Annotated in this window: 22 protein-coding genes; 15 read left to right on the forward strand and 7 right to left on the reverse strand. The window is 38.9% G+C overall.

Translation table 11 applies throughout. From position 1 onward, the window contains the following. Positions 1-73 precede the first annotated feature (73 nt). Positions 74-781, forward strand: a complete 708-nt coding sequence (locus HCN54_RS01500) for a rhomboid family intramembrane serine protease (RefSeq protein ID WP_167596267.1) — start codon at positions 74-76, stop codon at positions 779-781. Here the strand turns inward: HCN54_RS01500 and rlmB are convergent. The 7 genes from rlmB to HCN54_RS01535 all read right to left on the reverse strand — a co-directional run bounded on the left by rlmB (position 774) and on the right by HCN54_RS01535 (position 14,628). Continuing rightward, a complete protein-coding gene (gene rlmB, locus HCN54_RS01505; protein WP_167596268.1) occupies positions 774-1,511 on the reverse strand; it encodes a 23S rRNA (guanosine(2251)-2'-O)-methyltransferase RlmB in 738 nt (245 codons plus the stop codon). The genes HCN54_RS01500 and rlmB overlap by 8 nt on opposite strands. An 88-nt stretch (positions 1,512-1,599) precedes the next feature. Beyond that, positions 1,600-3,189 (reverse strand): SusD/RagB family nutrient-binding outer membrane lipoprotein, encoded by a 1,590-nt coding sequence (locus tag HCN54_RS01510; protein WP_167596269.1) that lies wholly within the window; start codon positions 3,187-3,189, stop codon positions 1,600-1,602. Between the two features lie 7 nt (positions 3,190-3,196). After that, positions 3,197-6,397 (reverse strand): SusC/RagA family TonB-linked outer membrane protein, encoded by a 3,201-nt coding sequence (locus HCN54_RS01515; protein WP_167596270.1) that lies wholly within the window; start codon positions 6,395-6,397, stop codon positions 3,197-3,199. Between the two features lie 412 nt (positions 6,398-6,809). Beyond that, positions 6,810-7,751 carry a hypothetical protein gene (locus tag HCN54_RS01520; RefSeq protein WP_167596271.1) on the reverse strand — a complete coding sequence of 314 codons (942 nt, stop codon included), beginning with the start codon at positions 7,749-7,751 and terminating at the stop codon, positions 6,810-6,812. Positions 7,752-7,763: 12 nt separating this feature from the next. Further along, positions 7,764-9,527 carry a SusD/RagB family nutrient-binding outer membrane lipoprotein gene (locus HCN54_RS01525; protein WP_167596272.1) on the reverse strand — a complete coding sequence of 588 codons (1,764 nt, stop codon included), beginning with the start codon at positions 9,525-9,527 and terminating at the stop codon, positions 7,764-7,766. Between the two features lie 51 nt (positions 9,528-9,578). Further along, the gene (locus HCN54_RS01530; RefSeq protein WP_167596273.1) at positions 9,579-12,872 is read right to left on the reverse strand and encodes a SusC/RagA family TonB-linked outer membrane protein; all 3,294 of its coding nucleotides are present in this window, start codon (positions 12,870-12,872) and stop codon (positions 9,579-9,581) included. 250 nt (positions 12,873-13,122) lie between these two features. Continuing rightward, positions 13,123-14,628, reverse strand: coding sequence for a BamA/TamA family outer membrane protein (locus HCN54_RS01535; RefSeq protein ID WP_167596274.1), 1,506 nt, complete (start codon positions 14,626-14,628; stop codon positions 13,123-13,125). A gap of 289 nt (positions 14,629-14,917) precedes the next feature. Here HCN54_RS01535 and rpsL point away from each other — a divergent pair, with 289 nt between their 5' ends. The 14 genes from rpsL to rpsQ all read left to right on the forward strand — a co-directional run bounded on the left by rpsL (position 14,918) and on the right by rpsQ (position 23,111). Continuing rightward, a complete protein-coding gene (rpsL, locus tag HCN54_RS01540; protein WP_009779177.1) occupies positions 14,918-15,292 on the forward strand; it encodes a 30S ribosomal protein S12 in 375 nt (124 codons plus the stop codon). Positions 15,293-15,315: 23 nt separating this feature from the next. Then, positions 15,316-15,792 (forward strand): 30S ribosomal protein S7, encoded by a 477-nt coding sequence (rpsG, locus tag HCN54_RS01545; protein WP_072984101.1) that lies wholly within the window; start codon positions 15,316-15,318, stop codon positions 15,790-15,792. Positions 15,793-15,797: 5 nt separating this feature from the next. Continuing rightward, complete coding sequence (fusA, locus tag HCN54_RS01550) at positions 15,798-17,930, forward strand: elongation factor G (RefSeq protein WP_072984099.1); 2,133 nt, start codon at positions 15,798-15,800, stop codon at positions 17,928-17,930. An 11-nt stretch (positions 17,931-17,941) separates the two neighbouring features. Continuing rightward, complete coding sequence (rpsJ, locus tag HCN54_RS01555) at positions 17,942-18,247, forward strand: 30S ribosomal protein S10 (RefSeq protein ID WP_009779180.1); 306 nt, start codon at positions 17,942-17,944, stop codon at positions 18,245-18,247. 156 nt (positions 18,248-18,403) lie between these two features. Next, positions 18,404-19,015: a 50S ribosomal protein L3 gene (gene rplC / locus HCN54_RS01560; RefSeq protein WP_072984097.1), complete on the forward strand. Its 612-nt coding sequence runs from the start codon at positions 18,404-18,406 to the stop codon at positions 19,013-19,015. Continuing rightward, positions 19,015-19,644 carry a 50S ribosomal protein L4 gene (rplD, locus tag HCN54_RS01565; RefSeq protein WP_167596275.1) on the forward strand — a complete coding sequence of 210 codons (630 nt, stop codon included), beginning with the start codon at positions 19,015-19,017 and terminating at the stop codon, positions 19,642-19,644. The genes rplC and rplD overlap by 1 nt, the downstream gene beginning before the upstream one ends. 4 nt (positions 19,645-19,648) lie before the next feature. Next, a complete protein-coding gene (gene rplW, locus HCN54_RS01570; protein WP_072984093.1) occupies positions 19,649-19,939 on the forward strand; it encodes a 50S ribosomal protein L23 in 291 nt (96 codons plus the stop codon). A gap of 9 nt (positions 19,940-19,948) precedes the next feature. Then, positions 19,949-20,773 carry a 50S ribosomal protein L2 gene (gene rplB / locus HCN54_RS01575; RefSeq protein WP_072984091.1) on the forward strand — a complete coding sequence of 275 codons (825 nt, stop codon included), beginning with the start codon at positions 19,949-19,951 and terminating at the stop codon, positions 20,771-20,773. 6 nt (positions 20,774-20,779) lie between these two features. Next, complete coding sequence (rpsS, locus tag HCN54_RS01580) at positions 20,780-21,058, forward strand: 30S ribosomal protein S19 (protein WP_009779185.1); 279 nt, start codon at positions 20,780-20,782, stop codon at positions 21,056-21,058. Between the two features lie 8 nt (positions 21,059-21,066). Beyond that, on the forward strand, positions 21,067-21,477 hold the full coding sequence (gene rplV / locus HCN54_RS01585; protein ID WP_009779186.1) for a 50S ribosomal protein L22: 411 nt from the start codon (positions 21,067-21,069) through the stop codon (positions 21,475-21,477). Between the two features lie 3 nt (positions 21,478-21,480). Then, positions 21,481-22,197 carry a 30S ribosomal protein S3 gene (gene rpsC, locus HCN54_RS01590; RefSeq protein WP_072984089.1) on the forward strand — a complete coding sequence of 239 codons (717 nt, stop codon included), beginning with the start codon at positions 21,481-21,483 and terminating at the stop codon, positions 22,195-22,197. A gap of 19 nt (positions 22,198-22,216) precedes the next feature. Continuing rightward, positions 22,217-22,639 (forward strand): 50S ribosomal protein L16, encoded by a 423-nt coding sequence (gene rplP / locus HCN54_RS01595; protein ID WP_072984087.1) that lies wholly within the window; start codon positions 22,217-22,219, stop codon positions 22,637-22,639. An 11-nt stretch (positions 22,640-22,650) separates the two neighbouring features. Next, positions 22,651-22,842, forward strand: coding sequence for a 50S ribosomal protein L29 (gene rpmC, locus HCN54_RS01600; RefSeq protein ID WP_009779189.1), 192 nt, complete (start codon positions 22,651-22,653; stop codon positions 22,840-22,842). An 11-nt stretch (positions 22,843-22,853) separates the two neighbouring features. Beyond that, complete coding sequence (gene rpsQ / locus HCN54_RS01605) at positions 22,854-23,111, forward strand: 30S ribosomal protein S17 (RefSeq protein ID WP_040533212.1); 258 nt, start codon at positions 22,854-22,856, stop codon at positions 23,109-23,111.

The raw sequence follows: 23,111 nt of genomic DNA on the forward strand, positions 1-23,111 counted from the left end.
ATTGTAGCAGATAAACTGCCAGTATTTCCTACTTTATGATTTTGGCTAAACTATTGCTAGATTACCGAATACTATGAGCGCTAAAAAACAAAAGTCGGCTTTTCAATTCACTACAGGAGTGGTTTTGTATCCTTTGATAGGAGTGCTCACGCTTTGGCTGGTTTTTTGGTTTGAGTTGAAATTTGGTTATAATTTCACTCCCTATGGCGTTTTGCCGCGTGACCTGAAAGGATTGTTGGGTATCATTTTTTCACCCTTTATACATTCTAATTTGAGTCATTTGTGGCACAATAGCGTTCCTGTTTTGGTTTTGATGGCAGGACTGATCTATTTCTACAAACCAGTAGCCGTGCGTGTGCTTTTTTGGGTAGTAATAGGCTCAGGGCTGGGAACCTGGCTTATTGGTCGCGAGGCGTACCATATTGGAGCCAGTGGCGTGGTTTATGGTCTGGCTTCTTTTTTATTCTTTAAAGGAATTTGGTCTAAACATTATAGGTTGACTGCCTTTTCCCTCATAGTGGTTTTTCTCTACGGAAGTCTGATCTGGGGAACTATGCCCATAAGAGACGGAATGAGTTGGGAGGGGCATCTTTCAGGATTTTTAACCGGACTGGTTTTAGCCTTTGTGATTAAATCGAAAATAGCAAAGCCCATAAAGTATGTGTGGGAAACTGAAGCTTATAATCCGGAGGACGATCCTTTTTTACAGCAATTTGATAAAGATGGAAACTTTATTGATCCGCCTCTGGAAGAGGAGGATGACGAAGACCGACTTACTTAAGACGTTGTCTCACGACTTCATAGAGAAATGCGCCACAAGCTACCGAAACATTTAGCGAACTAATAGTACCTGCCATAGGTAGTTTTGCTTTGTGATCTACCACTTTTAAGACGCCGGGAGTAACTCCTTTTCCTTCACTTCCCATAACAAGAGCAGTAGGTGAAGAATAATCTAAATCGTAAATAGAGTCGTTAGTCTTTTCGGTTGCAGCCACAACTTGTACTCCAGAGCCTTGCAAGTAGAATAATGCATCCTTGATATGGTCAACTTTACAAATGGGGATGTTGAAGATCGCTCCCGCTGATGTTTTTACCGTATCGTCAGTCACCGGTGCTCCTCCCGATTTAGGAATGATAATCGCATCAACTCCTGTGCATACTGCAGTTCTGATAATCGCACCAAAGTTTCTTACATCAGTGAGCTGATCTAGAAGTAAAAATAAGGCGGGCTTATCACCGGCGAGAACCGCTTCAGCGGTAGCTTCAAATTCGGCGAATTGAATAGGGGAGATGGTAGCAATTGCACCTTGATGATTTTGGTCTGAAAGTTTGTAGAGCTTTTCCTGCGGAACATATGAAACAGAAATACCATGCTCACGAATCAACTTTTCTAATTCCTTAGAAAGCGGATTGCTTAATCCTTTTTGAAGATAAATCTTACCAATTTCTTTACCTGCTTGAATCGCTTCGATGATTGCGCGGGTTCCGTAGATGTTTGTGCTTTTTGACATAGGGCAAAGATAAGTTGGTTATTTAAGATGCAGAAATAAAAAAGCCACCTAAAAGGTGGCTTTTCAAAATCAAATAATAACTTAAAAATTAGTTTACGTCCCAGAATAATTTACTCAAGATCGTATCCCCGTTACCTAAATCAGCTGCAGCTGCTGCGCGGTTTTCACCATTAAGCGTTTGCAGGATTTGCGGGTATCTTAAACGGAAAGGTAAATCCGTTACGCCATTTACACCAGATTCAAAGGTGTAAGACTCAATTCTGTTTCCTTCTGCTTGAGCGTCCACTTGATTTTGTGGTAAGTCAACTGTATCTCCAGGTACTAAAAGTACATTAGGATAACCAGTTCTTCTATACATTGCGTAAGCAGTATTAGGTTGCATATATAAAGCTACATACTTTTGGTTAAGTACGTTTTCTTCAGAAGCGGCAGGCAAAGTGCTTACAAAAGCAGTGATGTCTGCATCAGCAACACCCCATTTTTCCATAGAAGCACGTACACCTTCTTCGTAGTTTGCTTGATCAAATCCGTTCTCTTCAGAAAGGATAAAAGCAACTTCAGAATATTCCATAAGTACCTCACCGTAATCTGGTCTTAGAACTTTACTACTCATAAACGAGTAAGAAGTAGAAGGAAGAGCATTCATATTTCTAAAAGCGTATGGAGCTCCTACATAGTCAGCAGGGTCATCACTTGTAGTATAGTTGTCATCTTTTACATCTTCAATACCTACTGAAATAGGTGCTGCCATCTCAAATAATCTTGGGTCAAGACCAAAGTTACCAGTCTCACCTTTTAATAAGTTGATAAATGGAGCAGTTACTGCAAAGTCAGTTCTACCAATGAAGGCTCTCCACCAAGGTGAAGCGTTTAGATCTACTGTTTCGTAGCTCTGAACAGCGTTATCAGCATTAGAAGTCATTACACCAGACTGAATAGCGGCATTAATAGCGCTGGTAGCAGTTGTGGGGTCTACATCACGAAGATTGTTTGCAACTCTTAGAATTAAAGAGTTTGCAAATTTTTTCCATTTTGCAGCATCACCACCAAAAATGTTATCACCAGATGTAAACACAGCAGCATTAACATTGATCATATCTGCAGACTCTCTTAATTCATTTAAAATATCTGCATAAATCTCTTCTTGAGGAGCAAATACAGGATTTAAATCTTCGTCTACAGCAAGTGCTTGAAAATTCTCATTGTCTGAACCATAAGAATAGTACGGTACATCACCAAAGAAATTAGTCAACTCATAAAACATATAAGATAACATAATACGAGAAGCTGCAATCTGGTTGTCATTATCCCCTGAAGCAGCGGCGTCTGCCATTGTTGCTTCATCAGTGTTCAGGTCAATGATTGATTTAAAGTCTGTTGCAACTAGGTAAGTATTTTGGTAAATACTTTCTGCTGAAGACTCACGATATAAATAACGATCTTCATCAGCATAGGCTGTTTGTCCCCAATATTCTACCCAGTTCTGAGTTAAACGTCCTGAGTTAAAAGCGTTTCGGCTAAAGTCGATATAGCTTTTAGTTGCAGATGCAAAAATGTTTGCAGTAGGTACAAGCTCAGGGTCGTTAGGGTTTAGGTTAACTTCTTCTAAGCCATCATCACAAGAACTAAATCCTGCCGAGATGACGAGCATTAATAAGATTATAAATTTATTTTTCATCTTTTTCTTAAAATTTTAATTGAACGTTAAGTCCGTAAGAACGTGTTGATGGTAAAGAACCACCTTCAGAACCTTGAATGTTACCACTACCTGTAGTTGCGATTTCTGGATCGAAGTTGTCATTGTCTAGACCCCATACAAGTAGGTTTCTACCAAATGCAGTAAGTCTTACTTCACTAAATGCATTACCAATCCAGTTTTTAGGTAGGTTGTAACCAAGAGTTACTTCACGTAATTTCCAGTAAGAAGCATCAAATACGTTTTGTGCATCATTACCAAAATAGAAATCAGTACCATATTGCTGTGCAGAAATTACTTGCGTATTTTCAGCAGTATTTGATACTGTGTAAGAACCGTCATCATTATAAGTTACATCACCAGTTACACCAGGAAGAATTAAACCTTCTTCACGAATGTTATTAGCAGCAGTTTGCTCTAAGATACCAGAGTAATTACCCCAAATGTTAGTCAATGAGCGGTATACACCACCTTTTTGTCTGTCAACTAATACGCCTAAGCTAATACCTTTATAGGTAAAAGTGTTACGGATACCCATGTTGTAATCAGGTAAGATAGAACCAAGGTTTTCCACGTTTTGAGTTTCGGCATAGCTACCATTTGAGTTTACAACGCGGTTACCAGCATCATCATAAACGTAGTTGGTACCACGAATTTGACCGTAACGCTCACCTACAACTGCATTTAAAGAAACACCGTTAAAAGGGAAACTTGCTAGCTGAAGTGTTTCAAGACCTTGAGCTAAGCTAAGTAGCGTGTTTTCGTTCTTAGCAAAATTCCAAGTAACATCCCAAGAAAAATCCTCAGTCATTATTGGTGTAGCATTTACAAGAATCTCGATACCTTTATTTTCTAATTCACCAGCATTAAGAACTGTAGAAGTAAATCCTGTTGAAGGGTCAACTTGTACCGGAGTAATCAAATCTTTAGTTAGCTCATTGTAATAAGTTACATCAAAACCTAAACGTCTGTTGAAGAAAGATGCTTCAACACCAAATTCATAGGTGCGCTTCTCTTCTGGTAAAAGATTAGGGTTTTTATTACTGCTAACAAGAGTAAATGGTACTGAACCTAAGAAAGGATTACTTCCTGTAAATACATTACTTAATTGATAAGGGCTTGTATCACTACCTACTTCAGCATAACCAGCTCTTACTTTTAAGAAAGAAAGCCAGTCTGCATTAATAAATTGAGATGCAATAAAACTACCACTTACAGATGGGTAGAAGTATGAGTTATTCTCTGCAGGTAGAGTAGAAGACCAGTCATTACGACCAGTTACTGTTAAGTAAGCAAAGTTGTCATAACCTAAAGAAACAGAACCAAATAAACTGTTTATCTGACGCTGAGAATCACTTTCACTAACAGTTGGGTTATCAACAGAGTTACTTAAGTTGTAGAATCCTGGAACTACAAGACCACCATTAGTATTAGCACCTAAGAAGTGATATTCGTTAACCCTTCTATTACCACCTACAAAGGCGTTGATGCTTAATTTGTCTTCAAAAACAGATTTGTCGAAGTGTAATCTTCCCTCATAGTTGATCTCTTGAAAATCACGATCACTTTCTGAGTAAGAAGCTTGTGCTTGAGAGCCAACAGCTGTTCTTTGATTAATTCTAAAGTCATAAGTATCACCATATACTTTAGCTACCGCATAGAAATCATCAGTAAAGTTGTAAGTAGCACCTACAGTACCATACCAACGTGTTCTTTTATCCTCTGCTGTATTTTCATTAAGCACCCAATATGGGTTATCTGTATACTGTGGAAGAGGATCATTGTAAGCTCTTCTGTTCCAAGTTCTCTGGCGACCATCTGCAGTTTTATATGCCTTAAGACGATCATAGTCTAATGAAGTTTGACCAAATTGATATAACTGAAGAATTACACTTTCTCCTGTATAACCTGAAGCTGGTCTGTTAAAACCATCAGTTACTGTAAAGTTTACCGAAGCATCTACTTTTAATTTATCACCAATTTTAGTTGAACCATTAAAGTTAATACTGGTTTTATTCAGTTTAGTGTTTGGTAAAATACCTTCAGTCTGCGTATTGTTGATAGACATACGCATGTTAGAATCTTCTCCTGCTTGAGAGAATGCTACACCATTATTATAAGAATACCCTGTTTTAAATAAAGTGCTACCGTCATTAGCAGGAGCTACCCAAGGTCTAGTTTGTAAATAGCCAGGAGTTCCTGGTTCAAAAGCATCCCAATGTAAAACTGGTTGTCCTTCATATCTTGGTCCCCAAGATTCATCAGTTGCATAATCAACTAAATTGTATGTAGTACCATTAATAGTAGCTTGGTTAAAGCCGCCTTGGTCACCAATAGTGTAGTTACCACCTCCACCACCGTAGAGTTTTTGAGTTTGAGGTAGAATGTTTACTTCTTCAAAAGTGATACCTGTGTTTACAGTTACTTCACCTTTGCCTTTTTTACCTGATTTGGTAGTGATTTGAATAACCCCGTTAGATGCACGTGAGCCGTAAAGGGCTGCTGCTGCACCACCTTTAAGAACGTTCATACTAGCAATATCGTCAGGGTTGATGTCAAAACCAGTATCACCAAAATCACGACCACCTCCACCATTTTGGGTAGATGTACTGTTGTAGTTACTGTTATCTAATGGGATACCGTCAACTACTATTAAAGGTCTGTTTTCTTGTGTGATAGAACCAATACCACGGATTAAAATTCTTGAAGAACCTCCTAAGTTACCACTTGCATTAGAAATTTGAACACCGGCAACTTTACCAGAAAGCGCATTAAGTGCATTACTATTTCTTGTTTGTGTAAGTTCTTCACTGCTTACCTCCTGAGTTGCGTATCCTAAAGATTTCTTTTCTCTAGAAATACCTAAAGCAGTTACAACTACTTCATCAAGAGCTTCACCTGCGGTTAGACTCACATTAATTGTGCTTGAGGCTCCTACTACTTGTTCAGAATCTCCAAAACCTACGTATGAAAAGACTAAGGTCTGACCCTGAGATGCAGAGATTGCATAATTACCATCAAAATCAGTTTGTGTACCTGTAGTAGTGCCTTGAATTACGATGTTAACACCGGGAAGTGGCACTCCGCTTCCATCAGTAACCGTACCGGTTACTTCTTTGGTTTGTGCAAACGAGAATTGCACCACTAACGCTAAGAATAGCGTTAGCAATCCAGTAAATTTAATTTTCATGTTATTGTTTATTTGAATTAGCCGAGGGCGAATTTGTAGAATTAATATTCAATAAACAATTTATTTGTCATAAAATTTTAATAGATGGTTGTTGTATATTCATTAAAACAGGTGTTTTAATGAGAAATGTTTATCATAAAGAAAGGTCTGTTTGTGTTAATTGATAAAAATGCAAAAGTTATGTTAATTTAAAGCATAAGGTGTTGTGGTTGTAATCTTTAAGAGTGTTTACATTGTGTTAATTTAAAATAAATTAAATCGTTATAGTGATGAACTTTGATAACAGTTTGAATTAGATCTTAATAGTAATTTGATTTTTATTTTAAATCTTTAAAAATAAAGAAGCCTGCAATTTTACTTGCAGGCTTCCTTTTCGATTATTGGCTAATAATCTCTACGTGGTTTCTTATAATTATTGTGCACACACTGTGATAGGTAATAAGCCAGATGCTTGCTCACCAAAATCACCAGAATCATACACTAAATCTCCGTTAGGTGCATATACCTCGAAGCGAATCTCACCATAGTTATCACCTGGGAAGTTCCATTCTGCACTTACCGTGCCTTCTGGTATAGTAACAGTTGCCACGCCCTCGTAACCATCATTAGGTGTACAACCACCTTGACTTTCATCTAAGAATGCTCCGGAGTTGCACCCTCCATAAGGTGAGCATAAACCAACTTCTAAAGTTGTACTGTCTAAAACAATAGTGATTCCTGAGCCACCATTACCGCAATCAGTTTGCCATCCATCTCCATAAGAATCAAACATTCTAACGGTATAGTTACCAGGTTCTGGAGAGCAGGTTAATAATGCATTGTATTGAAATGGTGCTTTAAAGAATACACCTGTTAAAACACCTGAACTACTTTCTGGGCCTAAAGATCTACCATCTGTAAGGTTTAAAACAAGTTCAAATATGAACACGTCACCAGCGGTGTACTCACTGTCAGTAATTCCCATTGCGCTAATAGCTTCTCCAAAAGTAGCGGTCAACGTCGCTCTTGGTAAACCTACAGGTCCTTCGGTGAAGTCAGATGCAGGAACCGTTTTTACTAGGCTTCTGTTTGGATCTGAAGTTCCATTTTCACTTGTTAGATCTCTAAGTGAAACGTAGATGTCAACACTCTCCATAAGTCCACCGTCTAATTCATCTTGCTCTTCTACGGTCACAGCAAAAGTTGATGTAGGGTCGCTAGAGTTAAGAGACGCATTAATAACTTCAATAGTTCTTAATACAGCGCCTTTTTCGTAATCTAAAACAGTGTAGATTGCATTATCTGGGTCATCATCACAAGAAACTGTGTTGAAGACGAGCCCTAGAATAAGTATGTATTTTAAAATATTTTTCATCTTCATATAATTTTAGTTTGCAGGGTTAGTAACTCCGGCATCCCAGAATACCTGCGTTAAATTGTCTTGTCGCTGACTAACATTTGGGTTAGCATTAACCTCACTTGATGGGTAAAGAAGTGTTCTAGGGAATGGTCCCGGATTTGGATCAATATTTCTTGCCAAAGTTCTGGGATACCCTGTTCTTCTTATGAAATTAAATGCATCTGCACCACCACCATACATTGCGATGAAAAATTGTTCACCAAGGATGTCTAGCTTAGATTTTTCTACAGGCCAGTCAAATGCATCTAATGCAGTGTTCTCATCGGCATCAGAGAACTCATCGGTAATATCAGCTATAAACTCTGAAATATCTTCTGCAGTAGGAGCCAGACTTGTGTCTGCTGTAGGATCTGTAAACGTGGTAACGTAGTTCACAGATTCTGTTACACCTGCTTCAAAAGCATCTTCTGCTGGATCATCCTGCCCAAGCATTAGATATGCTTCAGCCCTCCAGAATTCTACATATGACGAAAGAATAATAGGCTCTATACCTGCTCCTCCGGCACCGCGACCAAGACCTACAGCTGCATCATAAAATGTGATGTTGCTTTGATCTGGATTTAAAATTACCCAATCTAAATTGTCATCAAATCGACCTCCAGCTGGATAAACTCCTGTTGCTGTTCTGGTAAATGAATCTGGCGGAATACCTTCATTGTTACCATGTATTCTTCCCCAATATCCTAAGCGCATAGAACACCAGTAATCTTCTTGTTCTGTAAATTCTAAGTGCGATGGTACGTCTTGCGCAGAGCAAGCTAACGATGCTGCATCTACTGCGCCGTCATACAAATAGTAGTTTTCATCAGCTTCCCAGAATAATAGGGTGAAGCTACCTGGAGTAACCGCATTTTGACGGTAGAAGTAATATCTTCTTCGTGGGTCATCATTACCTGAGAAGTCTCCGAAGGTTCCAGCCATAAGATTCATTAACCAGTTAGATCTGTAAAGACCTGCTCCACTATCAGTGTAATCACTTGCGTAATCAGGATGACGTGTATCTGGTTGCTGTAAATTAGTGCCATAAGCGAAGGTGAAATTATCTTCAGCGCTTTCGATTACGTTGGTAGCGTTGATTACACCATTGTAGTCACCGGTAGTTAACGCCGCTCTCATTTTAAGTGTATTGATAAACTTGATCCATTTACCTCCATCACCTTCGTAAAAAAGGTCTGTAGATGTCCCAACACTAGCTCCTTGTAATAGAGAAGAAGCCTCATTTAGTAAGCTTAGAGCAGCATCATATACAGCTGCATCATCGTCTAGATTAGGGTTGGGGAAATCTAGAGGCATATTTGCTTCGCTCCAAACAATATCACCAACATAATCTACAAGTAGCATCATAAGGTGTGCTTGCATTGCTTTTGATGCGCCTAGAATATAATCATAAGAACCATCAGTGTTTGATTCTTCAATTACTGCAATATCCGGGTTCATTGAACTGAATAAATTTCCCCAAGGTCCATTGAGGGTTCCGCTTCCGTAGTTGTTAAAATAGATACGACCACTCATATAGTCAATTCTACCAAGCTGTGCGCCAATATTATTAAATGACGACACGCCATTACGGTAACTCAATTGCACACTGTTAAACAGAAGTGATGGGTTGGCCTGATCAGGGCTCAGAGAGTTAGGGTTTTCTAGCATTTCGAGCTCTACCGTCTCGCAACTCTGAAAGACTGTAAGGGCTGAAAGAAACGCTATAAATAAGACATTATATATTTTTTTCATATTAAAAATTTTTAGTAGATGCTTTTTAAGTTAAGTGCTTCTACGATTAGCTTAGAATGTAGCTTTTACGCTCAAACCATATCTTCTAGAACTAGGTCCGTTTAGATAGTCAAATCCACGCCCATTACCTACACCAATACCAGCTACGTTAGGATCAAAATTAGCGCGATCTGGAGTGTTGTATGCGTCATACCATAAGTTATATCCGGCAGCAGTAATCGATAAAGTGCCAAAAGGAGTTTTTTCTAACCACTTTTTAGGCATTGTATAACCTAGGGATAGTTCCTTAAGACGAATTACAGAAGCGTCATAGATTCTCAACTCGCTAGGACCAAAAAGAACATTGTCAAAATAGAATGAAGAGTTGTCTAGCTGCTGTCTGTTAGGTGATCCGTCAGCTAAAACACCAGGAAGAATAAAAGGTTCTCTACGATCCGGGTTTATTAAACCACGACCTAGCAACGTACCTATTGTCTGAGAGTAAATATCTCCACCGCTTACGTGACTTACTTGAAAACCAAGCGTAAGATTCTTATAAGAAATAGTGTTGATAAAGTTCATTACATAATCAGGGTTAGGATTACCGATGATAGGTGCTATAGAACGAGCTCCTGGAGTATCGGCATTTACCTCATTTCCTGCATCATCAATATAAACCTCAGTCTCTGATACGTAAAAACCATCATTACCTACTACAAATGAACCATTATCATCTCTAAGAATTCTGCTTCCTACGATAACCCCTAGTTGTTCGCCTTGAATTGCAGCATTACCTAAATTAGAGAATCCTGCATAAACTATCTGGTCACTACCAAGTTCAGTAACTATTTGCTTATTGGTAGTGAAGTTCACTCTGGAGTTCCAGCTGAATCCACTAGGCTCTGCACTTTTAAATATGTCAACCCCTAGGTCAACTTCCCATCCGGTTCCTTCAACCTTTCCGATGTTACCCGTTGTGCCGGTATATCCTGAAGATGTTGATAATGGGATTCCCACAATCTGGTCTTTAGTTGTACGATCGTAATATGATAAGCTAACATCTAAACGGTTTTTTAGCAATCTTGCATCAAAACCTACTTCCCATTCGCTGATCAACTCAGGTCTTAGATTTGGATTAGCAAGAGCGTCGCTAACACCATTGGTAACAATTCCTGAAGCTCCACCAACAGCTCCACCAGAAACTTGAGTAGATTGATTGATAGTATTCACGGTTGGGTATCCTGTAGGGAACCCTGCAGAAGAACCAAGACCGGCTCTTAATTTAAGGTAATTTAGTCCTAGGCTGTTTCCTCCGCCAAAACCTTCAAATGCAGAAGTTGGAATGAAAGAGGCGCTAACACTAGGGTAAAACTGACTGTTGTTTTCTGCGATCAAGTTTGAGATCCAGTCATTTCTTCCGGATAGCGATAAGTATAAGAAGTTGTCATACTCAAATGAAAGATCACCAAATAAACCGATAGTGTTTCTTTTTTGAGAAAACTGAATAGGTAGCTGGTTTTCAAAGTTGAAGTGCCTCTGAACGTCATAAACGATTTGAGCAGAGCTCGAAACCCCTTGTCTGTCGTAGTATTCTCCTAATGTACTTCCACCTAAAAGAAAGCTAACATTTAATTTTTGATCAGCTGTTAAGTCGTAATTACCAGATACCGCAGCATAGTGATTAAAAGTAGTGCTGTTGTTATCCCAAGTGTCATAGTAACCAAAACGGTCAGCATCACTATTAACTCCCCCTTTATTTGCGTAAGAGTGGTTACGCTCGTTATAGATATCAATACCACCTCTATAGAGTACACTTACATTATCGTTGAACTCGTAAGAAAGTTGTGCATTACCAAAAACACGATTGGTAAGCTGACCATTCTGTGCATTTTTAACAGTCCATCGTGGGTTTACAATGTCGTTTCCATTACGGTAATAGATACTACCACCTGTTTCGGGGATTTCAAAAGGTAAGCCCATTAAGTCAACACTTATCGGGGTAAAGAATACCTGACCAAATACAGATAAACCATAATTCGCGTTACCATCACTCGCTGCAACCGGAGGTGTTTTAAAATCAGTGCGAGAATAGTTTAAAATACCGGTTACTGTAAATTTGTTGCTCAATTTAGCGCGTCCACCAACAGAAAGTGTGTTTCTGGTAAGGCTGTTGCCTGGGGTGAAACCTTGATCATCTGTATGCCCGAAGTTTACGTTGAAAGACATGTTGCCATCATTTGAAGCGCCTCTGATGTTTAAGGAGGTATTGCTTACACTACCAGTTCTAAAAAAGTTCTCTACACTAGCGTAGGGTCTGTAAGCATAGTCAACCCCTTGGAAGGATTGATACAATTCGTTCTCTCCGCCTAAAAAGTTACTTAAGAAGGCGTTTGTGGCATATGGATGCGGAACATTTCCGTTAGCATCGATAATTCCAGCGGGATCATTTAAATATCCGTCAACTCCTGTTGCATTGAAGTTTGGTCCGTAGTTACTGAAAAACCAACCAAAAGACTGGTTAAAACCACCACCATAATTCTGTTGGTAATCAGGAAGGGATGCGATCTCGTTGAAAAAGAAAGACTGATTTAAAGTGATTTCTGTTTTCTTTTTTGAAGACTGCCCGCTGTTTGCTTTCGTTGTAATTAAGATAACACCGTTACGCCCGTCAGTTCCATAAAGTGTTGCGGCAGCAAGACCTTTAAGAACAGTAACGCTTGCGATGTTGTTGGGATCAATATCTAAGAAACGGCTCGAACCAGTATTACCATTCACAAAACTCCCTGAAGAATTAGTGTCACTGGCAAAGGGAACACCGTCAACCACAAAAAGCGCTTGGTTACTTCCGTTAATAGAGGTGTATCCTCTAATAACTACGTTTGTTGCAGATCCTGATGTACCATTTTGTGCTGTAATCTCTACCCCAGATGCTTTACCTGAGAGTACACGAGCAACATCAGATTCGGGACGCTGTTCAAGAGCTTCAGAAGATACTTCGCTTACAGCATAACCGAGTGCTTTTTTCTCCCTTTTAATTCCTTGGGCGGTTACTACTACTTCTTCTAAAGCTTCTCCAGCGGCAAGCTGAACATCAATTGTTGATGAAGTTCCTACGGTTACGTCTTGAGGAGAAAAACCAACATAGCTAAATGTAAGCACATCTCCCGTAGATGCTTCAATAGAATACAATCCATCAAAATCTGTTTGTGTTCCGGTTGTCGTTCCAGAGATGAGGACGTTAACTCCTGGCAGCGGAACTCCGCTATCATCGGTTACCGTTCCAGAAATTGTTCTGGTTTGCGCAAAAGAAACTTGCACAACTAATGCTAGAAATAGCATTAGAAATCCTTGTAATCGTTTTTTCATGTTTAATATTTATTTGAATTAGCCGATGTTAAAAATGATTAAAAAAAAGCATCAACACAACATTTTAAATCATAAAATTTAATTTTTTGTTAAATTAAATAGCATTATATGTTAATTATGATAATTCTATAAAATTTGGATTATTAAATAAGAATACTTCATTATCGAGTGTTTTTAACTAATTAAAACTGTTAAATAGGTTAAATCGTCAGAAAGACTATATCTTACGAAAAATGTAATTGTGGTTGTTTTAGAATTGTGTTAACAGGGTTAAATGTAGGATTGTGTTGCTGAATTTTGGCGTGTTGCCTAGGGTGGTTCCGTTAGCGAAGTTCAGTTTCAAAGTGCCGCTTTGTGTGACTATTGAAGCGCCAAGGCCGATAGAGTAGAGGTAGTTTTCTGAATTGTTGATATGATTCTTGCTATAGGCTAGATCAAAAATGCTATTAATGGTCAATTCATTTGTGAGGACTTGTCTAAACTCTGTTAGTAGGGTGGAGTAGGTGCTGGAGAAAATGCTGTTTTCTTTAAAGCCGCGGAGTGTTTTTATGCCGCCAAACCGAAACAGCTCGTTTTCATAATAATCTTCAGAGTTGAGAATACTGGTATTGCTTTCTAGGTGGAGTTGCTGTTTAGAGGAGATTGTAAAGGTTTTTAATGCTTCAATTGTTGTGAAAAATTGACGATTAGTATTTTGGTCTATTCTTTGTGCGCCTCCTATGTCAATTTTGAACTGAGTGATTTGAGGGAGAAGTATATAGTTCTTTTTGTTTGTATAAGTCAACCCTAGGCTTAGGCTGTTTTTGGTAAACGGATTGCTGTCTGGTGCCGAAGTGGTGGCATTGGAGCTGGTGTGATTGTATGTGGTGTTGATGCTAAGGTTTTGTGCGGCTTGAAATTCGGCTGAAAGGGATTGTGAGGTGTTAGAGAATAAGCTGTCTTGTCTAAAAAGATTAAAGTTGGCGCTTAGGCTAATTGGGGATTTAAAAAGGTAGGGGAGTCTGGCAGAAAGCTCTAGGGTTTGTTGGTTGTTGCCGTTGCTCTTGTAATAGAAGCTAAGGGATTCTCCGTAATTGAAGTTGTTTGTTAATTGAAGATCTATGACTCCGTCTATTCTCAATTTATTAGTTTCTTCATCTGAGGCAAAGCCTATAAAACCTTCAAATTGATTGATGTTATTCTTCTCTATATATAGATATAGGTTGGTGCTATCTTTAGTGAAAAGGATTTCGGGAGGTTTTGTTTGGGTGATAAAAAGGAGGTTGTTAAGATTGTCTGTTTTTTTTTGAATTTCAGATCTGTTGAATGTTTTTGTGGTGTCTAATCTGGTGTAGTGTTTTAGATATGACTTTGGAAACTTGGGGTATCCTTTTATTAAGATGTTAGAAACTTTACGTTGTCTTTTTCTCTCAAGATGAAGTTCTGCTGTGAGTTCATTGTCGTTTAAGCGTATGTTTATTAAACTGGTGGTGGATAATGGGTATCCTGCGTCGCTTTCCTTTTTGGTAATGTTTTTAAGGAATTCGGGGAGTTCAGTTGTGGCAAGTGATTTTTTTTTAGTGAAATCTAATTGAAGGTTTTTGTCATTTATATATAATGTGATCGAATCTGATCTGTTTCCAGGTGTTACTTTAATAAGTTGGTTGTTGTTTGTTAATGAAACTATGTGTTGAAAGTAGCCTTCTTTATAGAGGAAGTCTTTTAATCTGTTGAGTGACTCTTGCGCTTCTGAGAAGGAGCTAAATTCTGCTTTCAAGCCAAAAGTCTTCAGTAAATCTTTTTCTGTTTTTTCCGAACCAACAATTTGTAAGTGTATTTTTTGGCCGAATAAAGAGCTTCCTATCAATAGGGTGACGTAAAAGATAATGAGATTCAGCTTCAAGATTGCGATATATTAGTGGGGTTTGGTGTGCGGTTTTTCAATATCTGAAAAATACCTTTGAAAATTAATGATTTAAGTGTTGAAATACTTAATTTATTTTGTAGCTTTGCACACCCTTAGAAAAGGGCTATTATAATAACTATAATTTAGGTAAAAGGAAATTATGCCAACAATTTCACAATTAGTACGAAAAGGAAGAGCCAAAATAACCAAGAAGAGTAAATCGGCTGCTTTGGATTCGTGCCCACAACGCCGCGGGGTTTGTACCCGTGTGTACACTACTACGCCTAAGAAACCTAACTCAGCGATGCGTAAAGTAGCGCGTGTTAGATTAACTAACGGTAAAGAGGTGAATGCATACATTGGTGGTGAAGGACACAATTTACAAGAGCACTCGATAGTATTGGTTAGAGGTGGAAGGGTAAAAGATTTGCCAGGTGTTAGATATCACATTGTACGTGGAGCTTTGGATACAGCAGGTGTTCAGGGAAGACTACAGCGTCGTTCTAAGTATGGAGCAAAACGCCCTAAGAAGTAATTAAAAACTTTTAAAGAGAAGAAATGAGAAAAAGACAGGCCAAAAAAAGACCACTTTTACCAGATCCTCGTTTTAACGATCAGCTGGTTACGCGTTTCGTTAACATGATGATGTGGGACGGTAAGAAGTCGGTAGCCTTCAAAATCTTTTACGATGCAATGGATATCGTAGAGGAGAAGAAAAACAACGAAGAAAAAACTGCTTTAGAAGTTTGGAAAGATGCATTGTCTAATGTTATGCCGCACGTTGAAGTGCGTAGCCGTAGAGTAGGTGGTGCAACCTTTCAGATCCCTATGCAGATCAGACCAGATCGCAAGATTTCTACTGCGATGAAATGGTTGATTAGTTTCGCTAGAAAGCGTAATGAAAAATCAATGGCTTCTAAGTTAGCTGCGGAAATTTTAGCTGCTGCTAAAGAAGAAGGTGCTGCTGTTAAAAAACGTACAGATACTCATAAGATGGCAGAAGCAAATAAAGCATTCTCTCACTTTAGATTCTAATAAAAATGGCACAAAGAGATTTAAAATTTACAAGAAATATAGGTATTGCGGCTCACATTGATGCGGGTAAAACTACAACTACTGAGCGTATACTTTATTATACTGGTGTGAGCCATAAAATAGGTGAGGTGCACGATGGTGCGGCTACTATGGACTGGATGGAGCAAGAGCAAGAGCGTGGTATTACTATTACTTCTGCTGCTACTACTTGTACTTGGAAGTTTCCTATGGAAAATGCTCAGCCACTTCCTGATACAAAGGATTATAACTTCAATATAATTGATACTCCGGGACACGTTGATTTTACTGTAGAGGTAAACCGTTCATTGCGTGTTCTTGATGGTCTTGTGTTCTTGTTTAGTGCGGTTGATGGCGTTGAGCCTCAGTCTGAAACTAACTGGAGACTTGCTGATAACTACAAAGTGCCACGTATGGGCTTTGTAAACAAAATGGACCGTCAAGGTTCAAACTTCTTGGAGGTTTGTAAGCAGGTTAAAGAGATGCTAGGTTCTAATGCAGTGCCTATCGTTCTTCCTATTGGGGAAGAAGCAGACTTTAGAGGAATTATTGATCTTGTGAAAAACCGTGCGGTAGTATGGCACGATGAGACTCAAGGTTCAACTTTTGATGTTGTTGAGATTCCTGAGGAGTTGAAAGAAGAAGCAAAAATGTATCGTGGTATGTTGATCGAAGAGGTTGCTGCTTACGATGAGAACTTGCTTGAGAAATTTATGGAAGATGAAGATTCTATTACTGAAGATGAGGTGCACGCTGCGCTTCGTGCTGCTGTAATGGATATGTCTATCATTCCTATGATCTGTGGTTCTGCTTTTAAAAATAAAGGTGTTCAGTTCTTATTAGATGCTGTATGTCGTTACTTGCCTTCTCCTGTAGATAAGGAAGGTATTAAAGGTATTAATCCAGATACTGAGAAAGAAGAATTGCGTAAGCCTGATGTAACTGCACCTTTCGCAGCATTAGCGTTTAAAATTGCTACAGACCCATTTGTTGGTCGTTTAGCATTCTTCCGTACCTATTCAGGTCGTCTAGATGCAGGTTCTTATGTATTGAACAACCGTTCAGGTAACAAAGAGCGTATCTCTCGTATCTATCAAATGCACTCTAATAAGCAAAATGCTATCGATTTTATCGAGGCTGGTGATATTGGTGCGGCTGTAGGATTTAAAGATATTAAGACTGGTGATACATTATCAGATGAGAAACACCCGATCGTACTTGAGAGTATGGAGTTCCCTGATCCGGTAATTGGTATCGCTGTTGAGCCTAAAACTAAGGCTGATGTTGATAAATTAGGTATGGCTTTGGCTAAGTTGGCAGAAGAAGATCCAACATTCCAAGTACGTACAGATGAAGCTTCTGGTCAGACGATTATTTCTGGTATGGGTGAGCTTCACTTAGATATTATTGTTGATCGTCTTAAGCGTGAGTTTAAGGTAGAGGTTAGCCAGGGTCAGCCACAGGTTGAGTACAAAGAGGCTATTACTCGCGTTGCAGATCACAGAGAGGTTTACAAGAAGCAGTCAGGTGGTCGTGGTAAATTCGCAGATATCGTATTTACTTTAGAGCCTGCTGAAGAAGGGAAAGTTGGTTTGGAGTTCGTTAACGAAGTAAAAGGTGGTAACGTTCCTAAAGAATATATTCCTGCTGTTGAAAAAGGATTTAAGACTGCAATGATCAATGGTCCATTAGCCGGGTTTGAAGTTGATGCTATGAAAGTTACACTTAAGGATGGTTCTTTCCACCCTGTGGATTCTGATGCATTATCTTTTGAACTTGCTGCAAAACTAGGATTTAAAGCAGCTGCTAAAGCCGCTGGAGCTGTAGTTCTTGAGCCAATGATGAAAGTGGAGGTAATTACTCCAGAGGAAAATATGGGTGATATTGTGGGTGACCTTAACCGTCGTCGTGGTCAGATGAGTAGTATGGGAGACCGTGCTGGAGCAAAAGTTGTAAAAGCTATTGTGCCGCTTTCTGAGATGTTTGGTTATGTAACTACTTTACGTACACTTTCTTCTGGTCGTGCAACTTCTACAATGGAATTTTCACACTATGCAGAAACTCCTTCTAACGTATCTGAAGAAGTTATTGCTGCAGCAAAAGGAACTGCTAACGCTTAATTTACTAAGACATGAGTCAGAAAATCAGAATAAAACTTAAATCTTACGATCATAACTTAGTAGATAAGTCTGCTGAGAAAATCGTAAAAACGGTAAAAAGTACCGGTGCTGTAGTAACTGGGCCAATCCCACTTCCTACTCACAAAAAAATCTTTACTGTATTACGTTCTCCACACGTAAACAAGAAATCTCGTGAGCAGTTTGAGCTTAGCTCTTATAAGCGTTTACTTGATATCTACAGTTCATCTTCAAAAACCATCGATGCGTTAATGAAGCTTGAATTGCCAAGTGGGGTTGAAGTAGAGATCAAGGTATAGTTACCATTCCGTATAGCGGAATAACATGTCCTGAGCTGCGAGCGAGGGAAAAACGGATAAAAATACATTCAGGGTCGGAGGTATTTTGACCCTGTTTTATTTCGATGAAGATCGAAGTTTAAATAAGTAAAATAGTAATAATCAATAATAATTAATATGTCTGGGTTAATTGGAAAAAAAGTAGGTATGACCAGCATCTTTGATGAGAATGGGAAGAATATTCCTTGTACCGTTATCGAAGCAGGTCCCTGCGTTGTTACCCAAGTCAGAACCGAAGAGGTTGACGGGTATAGTGCTCTTCAATTAGGTTTCGATGACGCAAAGACTGCAAATAAAGCTGCTCAAGGCCACGCCAAGAAAGCAGGTACAGTTGCAAAGCGTAAAGTTGTCGAGTTCCAAGATTTTGAAGGAGAGTACAAATTAGGTGATGCAGTAACTGTTGAAGTCTTTAAAGAAGGTCAGTTCGTTGATGTAGCTGGTACTTCTAAAGGTAAAGGTTTTCAAGGTGTTGTTAAGCGTCACGGATTTGGTGGTGTAGGGCAGTCTACCCATGGACAGCATAACCGATTAAGAGCTCCAGGTTCTATTGGTGCGGCGTCTTATCCAGCTCGTGTATTTAAAGGTATGCGTATGGCTGGTCAAATGGGGAATGAGCGAGTAAAAGTTCAAAATTTAAGAGTATTGAAAGTAGTTGCTGAAAAGAATCTACTTGTGGTTAAAGGTTGTGTACCTGGTCACAAAAACTCTTATGTAATTATTGAAAGATAATGAAAGTAGCAGTAGTTGATATTAAAGGAAAAGAAACAGGTAGAGAGGCAAACCTTTCTGATTCTGTTTTTGCTATAGAGCCTAACGATCACGCTATCTATTTAGATGTAAAGCAGCACCTTGCTAATAAAAGACAGGGTACGCACAAATCTAAAGAGCGTGCTGAGATTGCAGGTAGTACACGTAAGATTAAAAAACAAAAAGGTACGGGTACCGCTCGTGCTGGTAGTATCAAGTCTGGTGTATTCAAAGGTGGGGGTAGAATGTTTGGTCCTAGACCACGTAATTATTCATTTAAACTGAATAAAGGTCTTAAGCGATTAGCAAGACGTTCTGCGCTAACTCTTAAAGCAAATGACAAGGCGATTACGGTAATTGAGGATTTCAATTTTGAAACTCCAAAAACCAAAAATTTCGTTGACGTTGTAAAGGCTTTAGGCTTAGATAATAAAAAGTCTTTGTTTGTGTTGGGGGCTTCAAATAATAATGTATATTTGTCGTCACGCAATTTAAAGACCTCTGAGGTTATAACGAGTTCAGAATTAAGCACTTACAAAATTATGAATGCGAATAATGTAGTGTTTTTAGAAGGATCTCTAGAAGAAATTGAGCAAACTTTAAGTAAGTAACAACATGAGTATTTTAATAAAACCCGTGATTACCGAAAAAGCTACAATGGATAGTGAGCTAAATAGCCGTTATACATTTGAAGTAAATCCCGGTTCGAATAAGATCGAAATTAAAAATGCTGTAGAGGCAACTTATGGTGTTTCGGTAATTAAAGTTAGAACAATGAACGTTCGCCCAGATCGTAATACCAAGTTTACAAAATCTGGTATGATCACTGGTAAAACAAAAGGCTTTAAAAAAGCAATTGTACAGGTGGCGGAAGGTGATGTGATTGATTTTTATAGTAACATTTAAGACTAAAAAATGTCAGTAAGAAAATTAAAACCGATCACTCCAGGACAGCGATTTAGAGTAGTAAATGGGTTTGACGCCATCACTACTGATAAGCCGGAAAAAAGCCTTTTGGCTCCGATTAAAAAGTCTGGAGGGAGAAACAGTCAAGGTAAAATGACCATGCGCTACAAGGGTGGTGGTCATAAAAAGCGTTATCGCGTTATTGATTTTAAAAGAAATAAAGAGGGTGTTCCTGCTACAGTTGCGAGCATCGAGTACGATCCTAATCGTACTGCTTTTATTGCGCTTTTAAATTATCAAGACGGAGAGAAGCGTTACATTATTGCGCCCAATGGTTTACAGGTAGATCAGAATGTAGTTTCTGGTTCTGGTGTTGCTCCTGAAATAGGAAATGCGATGCCTTTGTCTGATATTCCATTAGGTACTATTATTTCTTGTATTGAGTTACGTCCAGGGCAAGGGGCTATTATGGCTCGTAGTGCTGGTGCTTTTGCGCAGCTTATGGCTCGTGATGGTAAATTTGCAACGGTAAAATTACCATCAGGTGAAACTAGATTGATTCTAGTGAATTGTATGGCTACAATAGGTGCGGTTTCTAACAGTGATCATCAGCTTATCGTTTCTGGTAAGGCTGGTAGAAAACGCTGGTTAGGTAGGCGTCCACGTACAAGACCAGTAGTAATGAACCCTGTTGATCACCCAATGGGTGGTGGTGAAGGTCGTGCTTCTGGAGGTCATCCACGTAATAGAAACGGTGTGCCTGCTAAAGGTTACAGAACCCGTACTAAGACGAAAGCGAGTAATAAATATATTGTAGAACGTAGAAAGAAATAATAAGATATGGCACGTTCATTAAAAAAAGGACCTTACGTTCACTATAAGTTAGAGCAAAAAGTTGCTGCTAATGTAGAGTCTAACAAAAAGACGGTAATCAAAACTTGGTCTAGAGCCTCAATGATTACTCCGGATTTTGTTGGTCAAACAATAGCTGTTCATAACGGTCGCCAGTTTGTTCCTGTTTATGTAACTGAGAACATGGTGGGTCATAAATTAGGAGAATTTTCACCTACACGATCTTTTAGAGGTCACGTTGGGTCAAAAAATAAAGGTAAAAAATAATTGAAGCTATGGGAGTTCGTAAAAAGGAAAGAGCAGAGCAGATAAAAGAGGCTAAAAAAAGTTTAGCCTTTGCAAAACTGAACAACTGCCCTACTTCACCTCGTAAGATGCGCTTAGTTGCAGATCTTGTACGTGGTCAGAAAGTAGAGAAAGCGCTTCAAATATTAAAATTTAGTAATAAAGAAGCTTCTCGTCGTGTAGAAAAGTTGGTTCTTTCTGCCATTTCAAACTGGCAAGAGAAAAACGAAGATGCTAGTATTGAAGATGCAGACTTATTTATTAAAGAGATTCGTGTTGATGGAGGAAGTATGTTAAAAAGACTTCGTCCTGCACCACAAGGTCGCGCACACAGAATAAGAAAACGCAGCAATCACGTTACAGTTGTGCTTGGTGCTAAAGATAACACACAAAGCAAGTAATAAATGGGACAGAAGACAAATCCAATCGGGAATCGCCTAGGTATTATCAGAGGATGGGAATCTAACTGGTATGGTGGTAACGACTACGGTGATAAACTTGCCGAAGACGATAAGATTAGAAAGTATATTCACGCTCGTTTATCAAAAGCTAGTGTGTCTAGAGTAATTATTGAGCGTACGCTTAAGCTTGTAACCGTTACTATCACTACTGCTAGACCTGGTATCATTATCGGGAAAGGTGGTCAAGAGGTAGACAAGTTGAAAGAAGAACTTAAACAAATTACTAACAAGGAAGTTCAGATCAATATTTTTGAGATTAAACGTCCTGAGCTTGACGCATTTTTGGTTGCTTCCTCAGTAGCCCGTCAAATTGAAAACCGTATCTCTTACCGTCGTGCTACTAAAATGGCTATCGCGGCTGCAATGCGTATGAATGCAGAGGGTATCAAGATACAGATTTCAGGTCGTTTGAATGGTGCTGAAATGGCACGTTCAGAAGCTTACAAAGAAGGTCGTATTCCTTTATCAACATTCAGAGCTGATATTGATTACGCTTTGGTAGAAGCTCATACTACTTACGGTAGATTGGGTATCAAAGTTTGGATCATGAAAGGTGAGGTTTATGGGAAGAGAGAATTGTCTCCTCTAGTAGGTCTTGCTAAGAAGCAAGGAAAGGGCGGTCGTGGATCTGGTGCTCCAAAATCACGTCGTAGAAAGTAATTTTTTAAAGTAAAACAAGATGTTACAGCCTAAAAAGACAAAATTCCGTAAGCAACAGAAGGGTCGCATGAAGGGTAATGCCGGAAGAGGGCATCAACTTTCAAATGGTACTTTTGGTATCAAATCATTAGACTCAAACTTTCTTACGTCTAGACAAATTGAAGCTGCACGTATTGCTGCCACACGTTTTATGAAGCGTGAAGGTTCTTTGTGGATCAGAATTTTTCCAGATAAACCTATCACAAAAAAGCCTCTTGAAGTACGTATGGGTAAAGGTAAAGGTGCTGTTGAATACTGGGCAGCTGTCGTTAAACCTGGCAGAATGCTTTTTGAAATCGGAGGGGTTGCAGAGCCTGTGGCGCGTGAGGCGTTACGTTTGGCAGCGCAAAAGCTTCCAGTGAGAACAAAATATGTAGTGGCTAGGGATTATCAAGCTGACTAAATTCTAGAAAAATGAAACAATCAGAAGTAAAAGAACTATCTGTAGCAGAATTACAGGAAGAGTTAGTAAAAGCAAAGAGAGCTTATTCTGACTTAAAAATGGCTCACGCTATTTCTCCTTTGGAAAATCCCATTCAGCTTAGAGGTCTAAGAAGATCTGTAGCGCGTATTGCTACTGAGCTTACAAAACGAGAATTACAATAATGCTGCTTAAGATGGAAAAAAGAAATTTAAGAAAAGAACGTATAGGTGTCGTTACAAGTAATAAAATGCAGAAATCTATTGTGGTTTCTGAGGTTAAGAAAGTTAAACACCCTATGTATGGAAAATTCGTTTTGAAAACGAAAAAATACGTAGCGCACGACGAGCAAAATGACTGCAATATTGGAGATACTGTAAAGATCATGGAAACACGACCTTTAAGCAAATCTAAAAGTTGGAGACTTGTAGAAATCATTGAAAGAGCTAAGTAA

This window comes from Leeuwenhoekiella sp. ZYFB001, assembly GCF_011784865.1.
Lineage (GTDB): Bacteria > Bacteroidota > Bacteroidia > Flavobacteriales > Flavobacteriaceae > Leeuwenhoekiella > Leeuwenhoekiella palythoae.

Excerpts from the sequence above, each read along its gene's own strand:
- HCN54_RS01515 (WP_167596270.1), bottom strand. The coding sequence starts at position 6,397 with ATGAAAATTAAATTTACTGGATTGCTAACGCTATTCTTAGCGTTAGTG.
- rlmB (WP_167596268.1), bottom strand. The coding sequence starts at position 1,511 with ATGTCAAAAAGCACAAACATCTACGGAACCCGCGCAATCATCGAAGCG.
- HCN54_RS01510 (WP_167596269.1), bottom strand. The coding sequence starts at position 3,189 with ATGAAAAATAAATTTATAATCTTATTAATGCTCGTCATCTCGGCAGGA.
- rpsQ (WP_040533212.1), top strand. The coding sequence starts at position 22,854 with ATGGAAAAAAGAAATTTAAGAAAAGAACGTATAGGTGTCGTTACAAGT.
- rplW (WP_072984093.1), top strand. The coding sequence starts at position 19,649 with ATGAGTATTTTAATAAAACCCGTGATTACCGAAAAAGCTACAATGGAT.
- rplD (WP_167596275.1), top strand. The coding sequence starts at position 19,015 with ATGAAAGTAGCAGTAGTTGATATTAAAGGAAAAGAAACAGGTAGAGAG.
- HCN54_RS01525 (WP_167596272.1), bottom strand. The coding sequence starts at position 9,527 with ATGAAAAAAATATATAATGTCTTATTTATAGCGTTTCTTTCAGCCCTT.
- rpmC (WP_009779189.1), top strand. The coding sequence starts at position 22,651 with ATGAAACAATCAGAAGTAAAAGAACTATCTGTAGCAGAATTACAGGAA.
- rplB (WP_072984091.1), top strand. The coding sequence starts at position 19,949 with ATGTCAGTAAGAAAATTAAAACCGATCACTCCAGGACAGCGATTTAGA.
- rpsJ (WP_009779180.1), top strand. The coding sequence starts at position 17,942 with ATGAGTCAGAAAATCAGAATAAAACTTAAATCTTACGATCATAACTTA.
- rpsG (WP_072984101.1), top strand. The coding sequence starts at position 15,316 with ATGAGAAAAAGACAGGCCAAAAAAAGACCACTTTTACCAGATCCTCGT.
- HCN54_RS01500 (WP_167596267.1), top strand. The coding sequence starts at position 74 with ATGAGCGCTAAAAAACAAAAGTCGGCTTTTCAATTCACTACAGGAGTG.
- fusA (WP_072984099.1), top strand. The coding sequence starts at position 15,798 with ATGGCACAAAGAGATTTAAAATTTACAAGAAATATAGGTATTGCGGCT.
- rplC (WP_072984097.1), top strand. The coding sequence starts at position 18,404 with ATGTCTGGGTTAATTGGAAAAAAAGTAGGTATGACCAGCATCTTTGAT.
- rpsL (WP_009779177.1), top strand. The coding sequence starts at position 14,918 with ATGCCAACAATTTCACAATTAGTACGAAAAGGAAGAGCCAAAATAACC.
- HCN54_RS01520 (WP_167596271.1), bottom strand. The coding sequence starts at position 7,751 with ATGAAAAATATTTTAAAATACATACTTATTCTAGGGCTCGTCTTCAAC.
- rpsS (WP_009779185.1), top strand. The coding sequence starts at position 20,780 with ATGGCACGTTCATTAAAAAAAGGACCTTACGTTCACTATAAGTTAGAG.
- HCN54_RS01530 (WP_167596273.1), bottom strand. The coding sequence starts at position 12,872 with ATGAAAAAACGATTACAAGGATTTCTAATGCTATTTCTAGCATTAGTT.
- rplV (WP_009779186.1), top strand. The coding sequence starts at position 21,067 with ATGGGAGTTCGTAAAAAGGAAAGAGCAGAGCAGATAAAAGAGGCTAAA.
- rplP (WP_072984087.1), top strand. The coding sequence starts at position 22,217 with ATGTTACAGCCTAAAAAGACAAAATTCCGTAAGCAACAGAAGGGTCGC.
- rpsC (WP_072984089.1), top strand. The coding sequence starts at position 21,481 with ATGGGACAGAAGACAAATCCAATCGGGAATCGCCTAGGTATTATCAGA.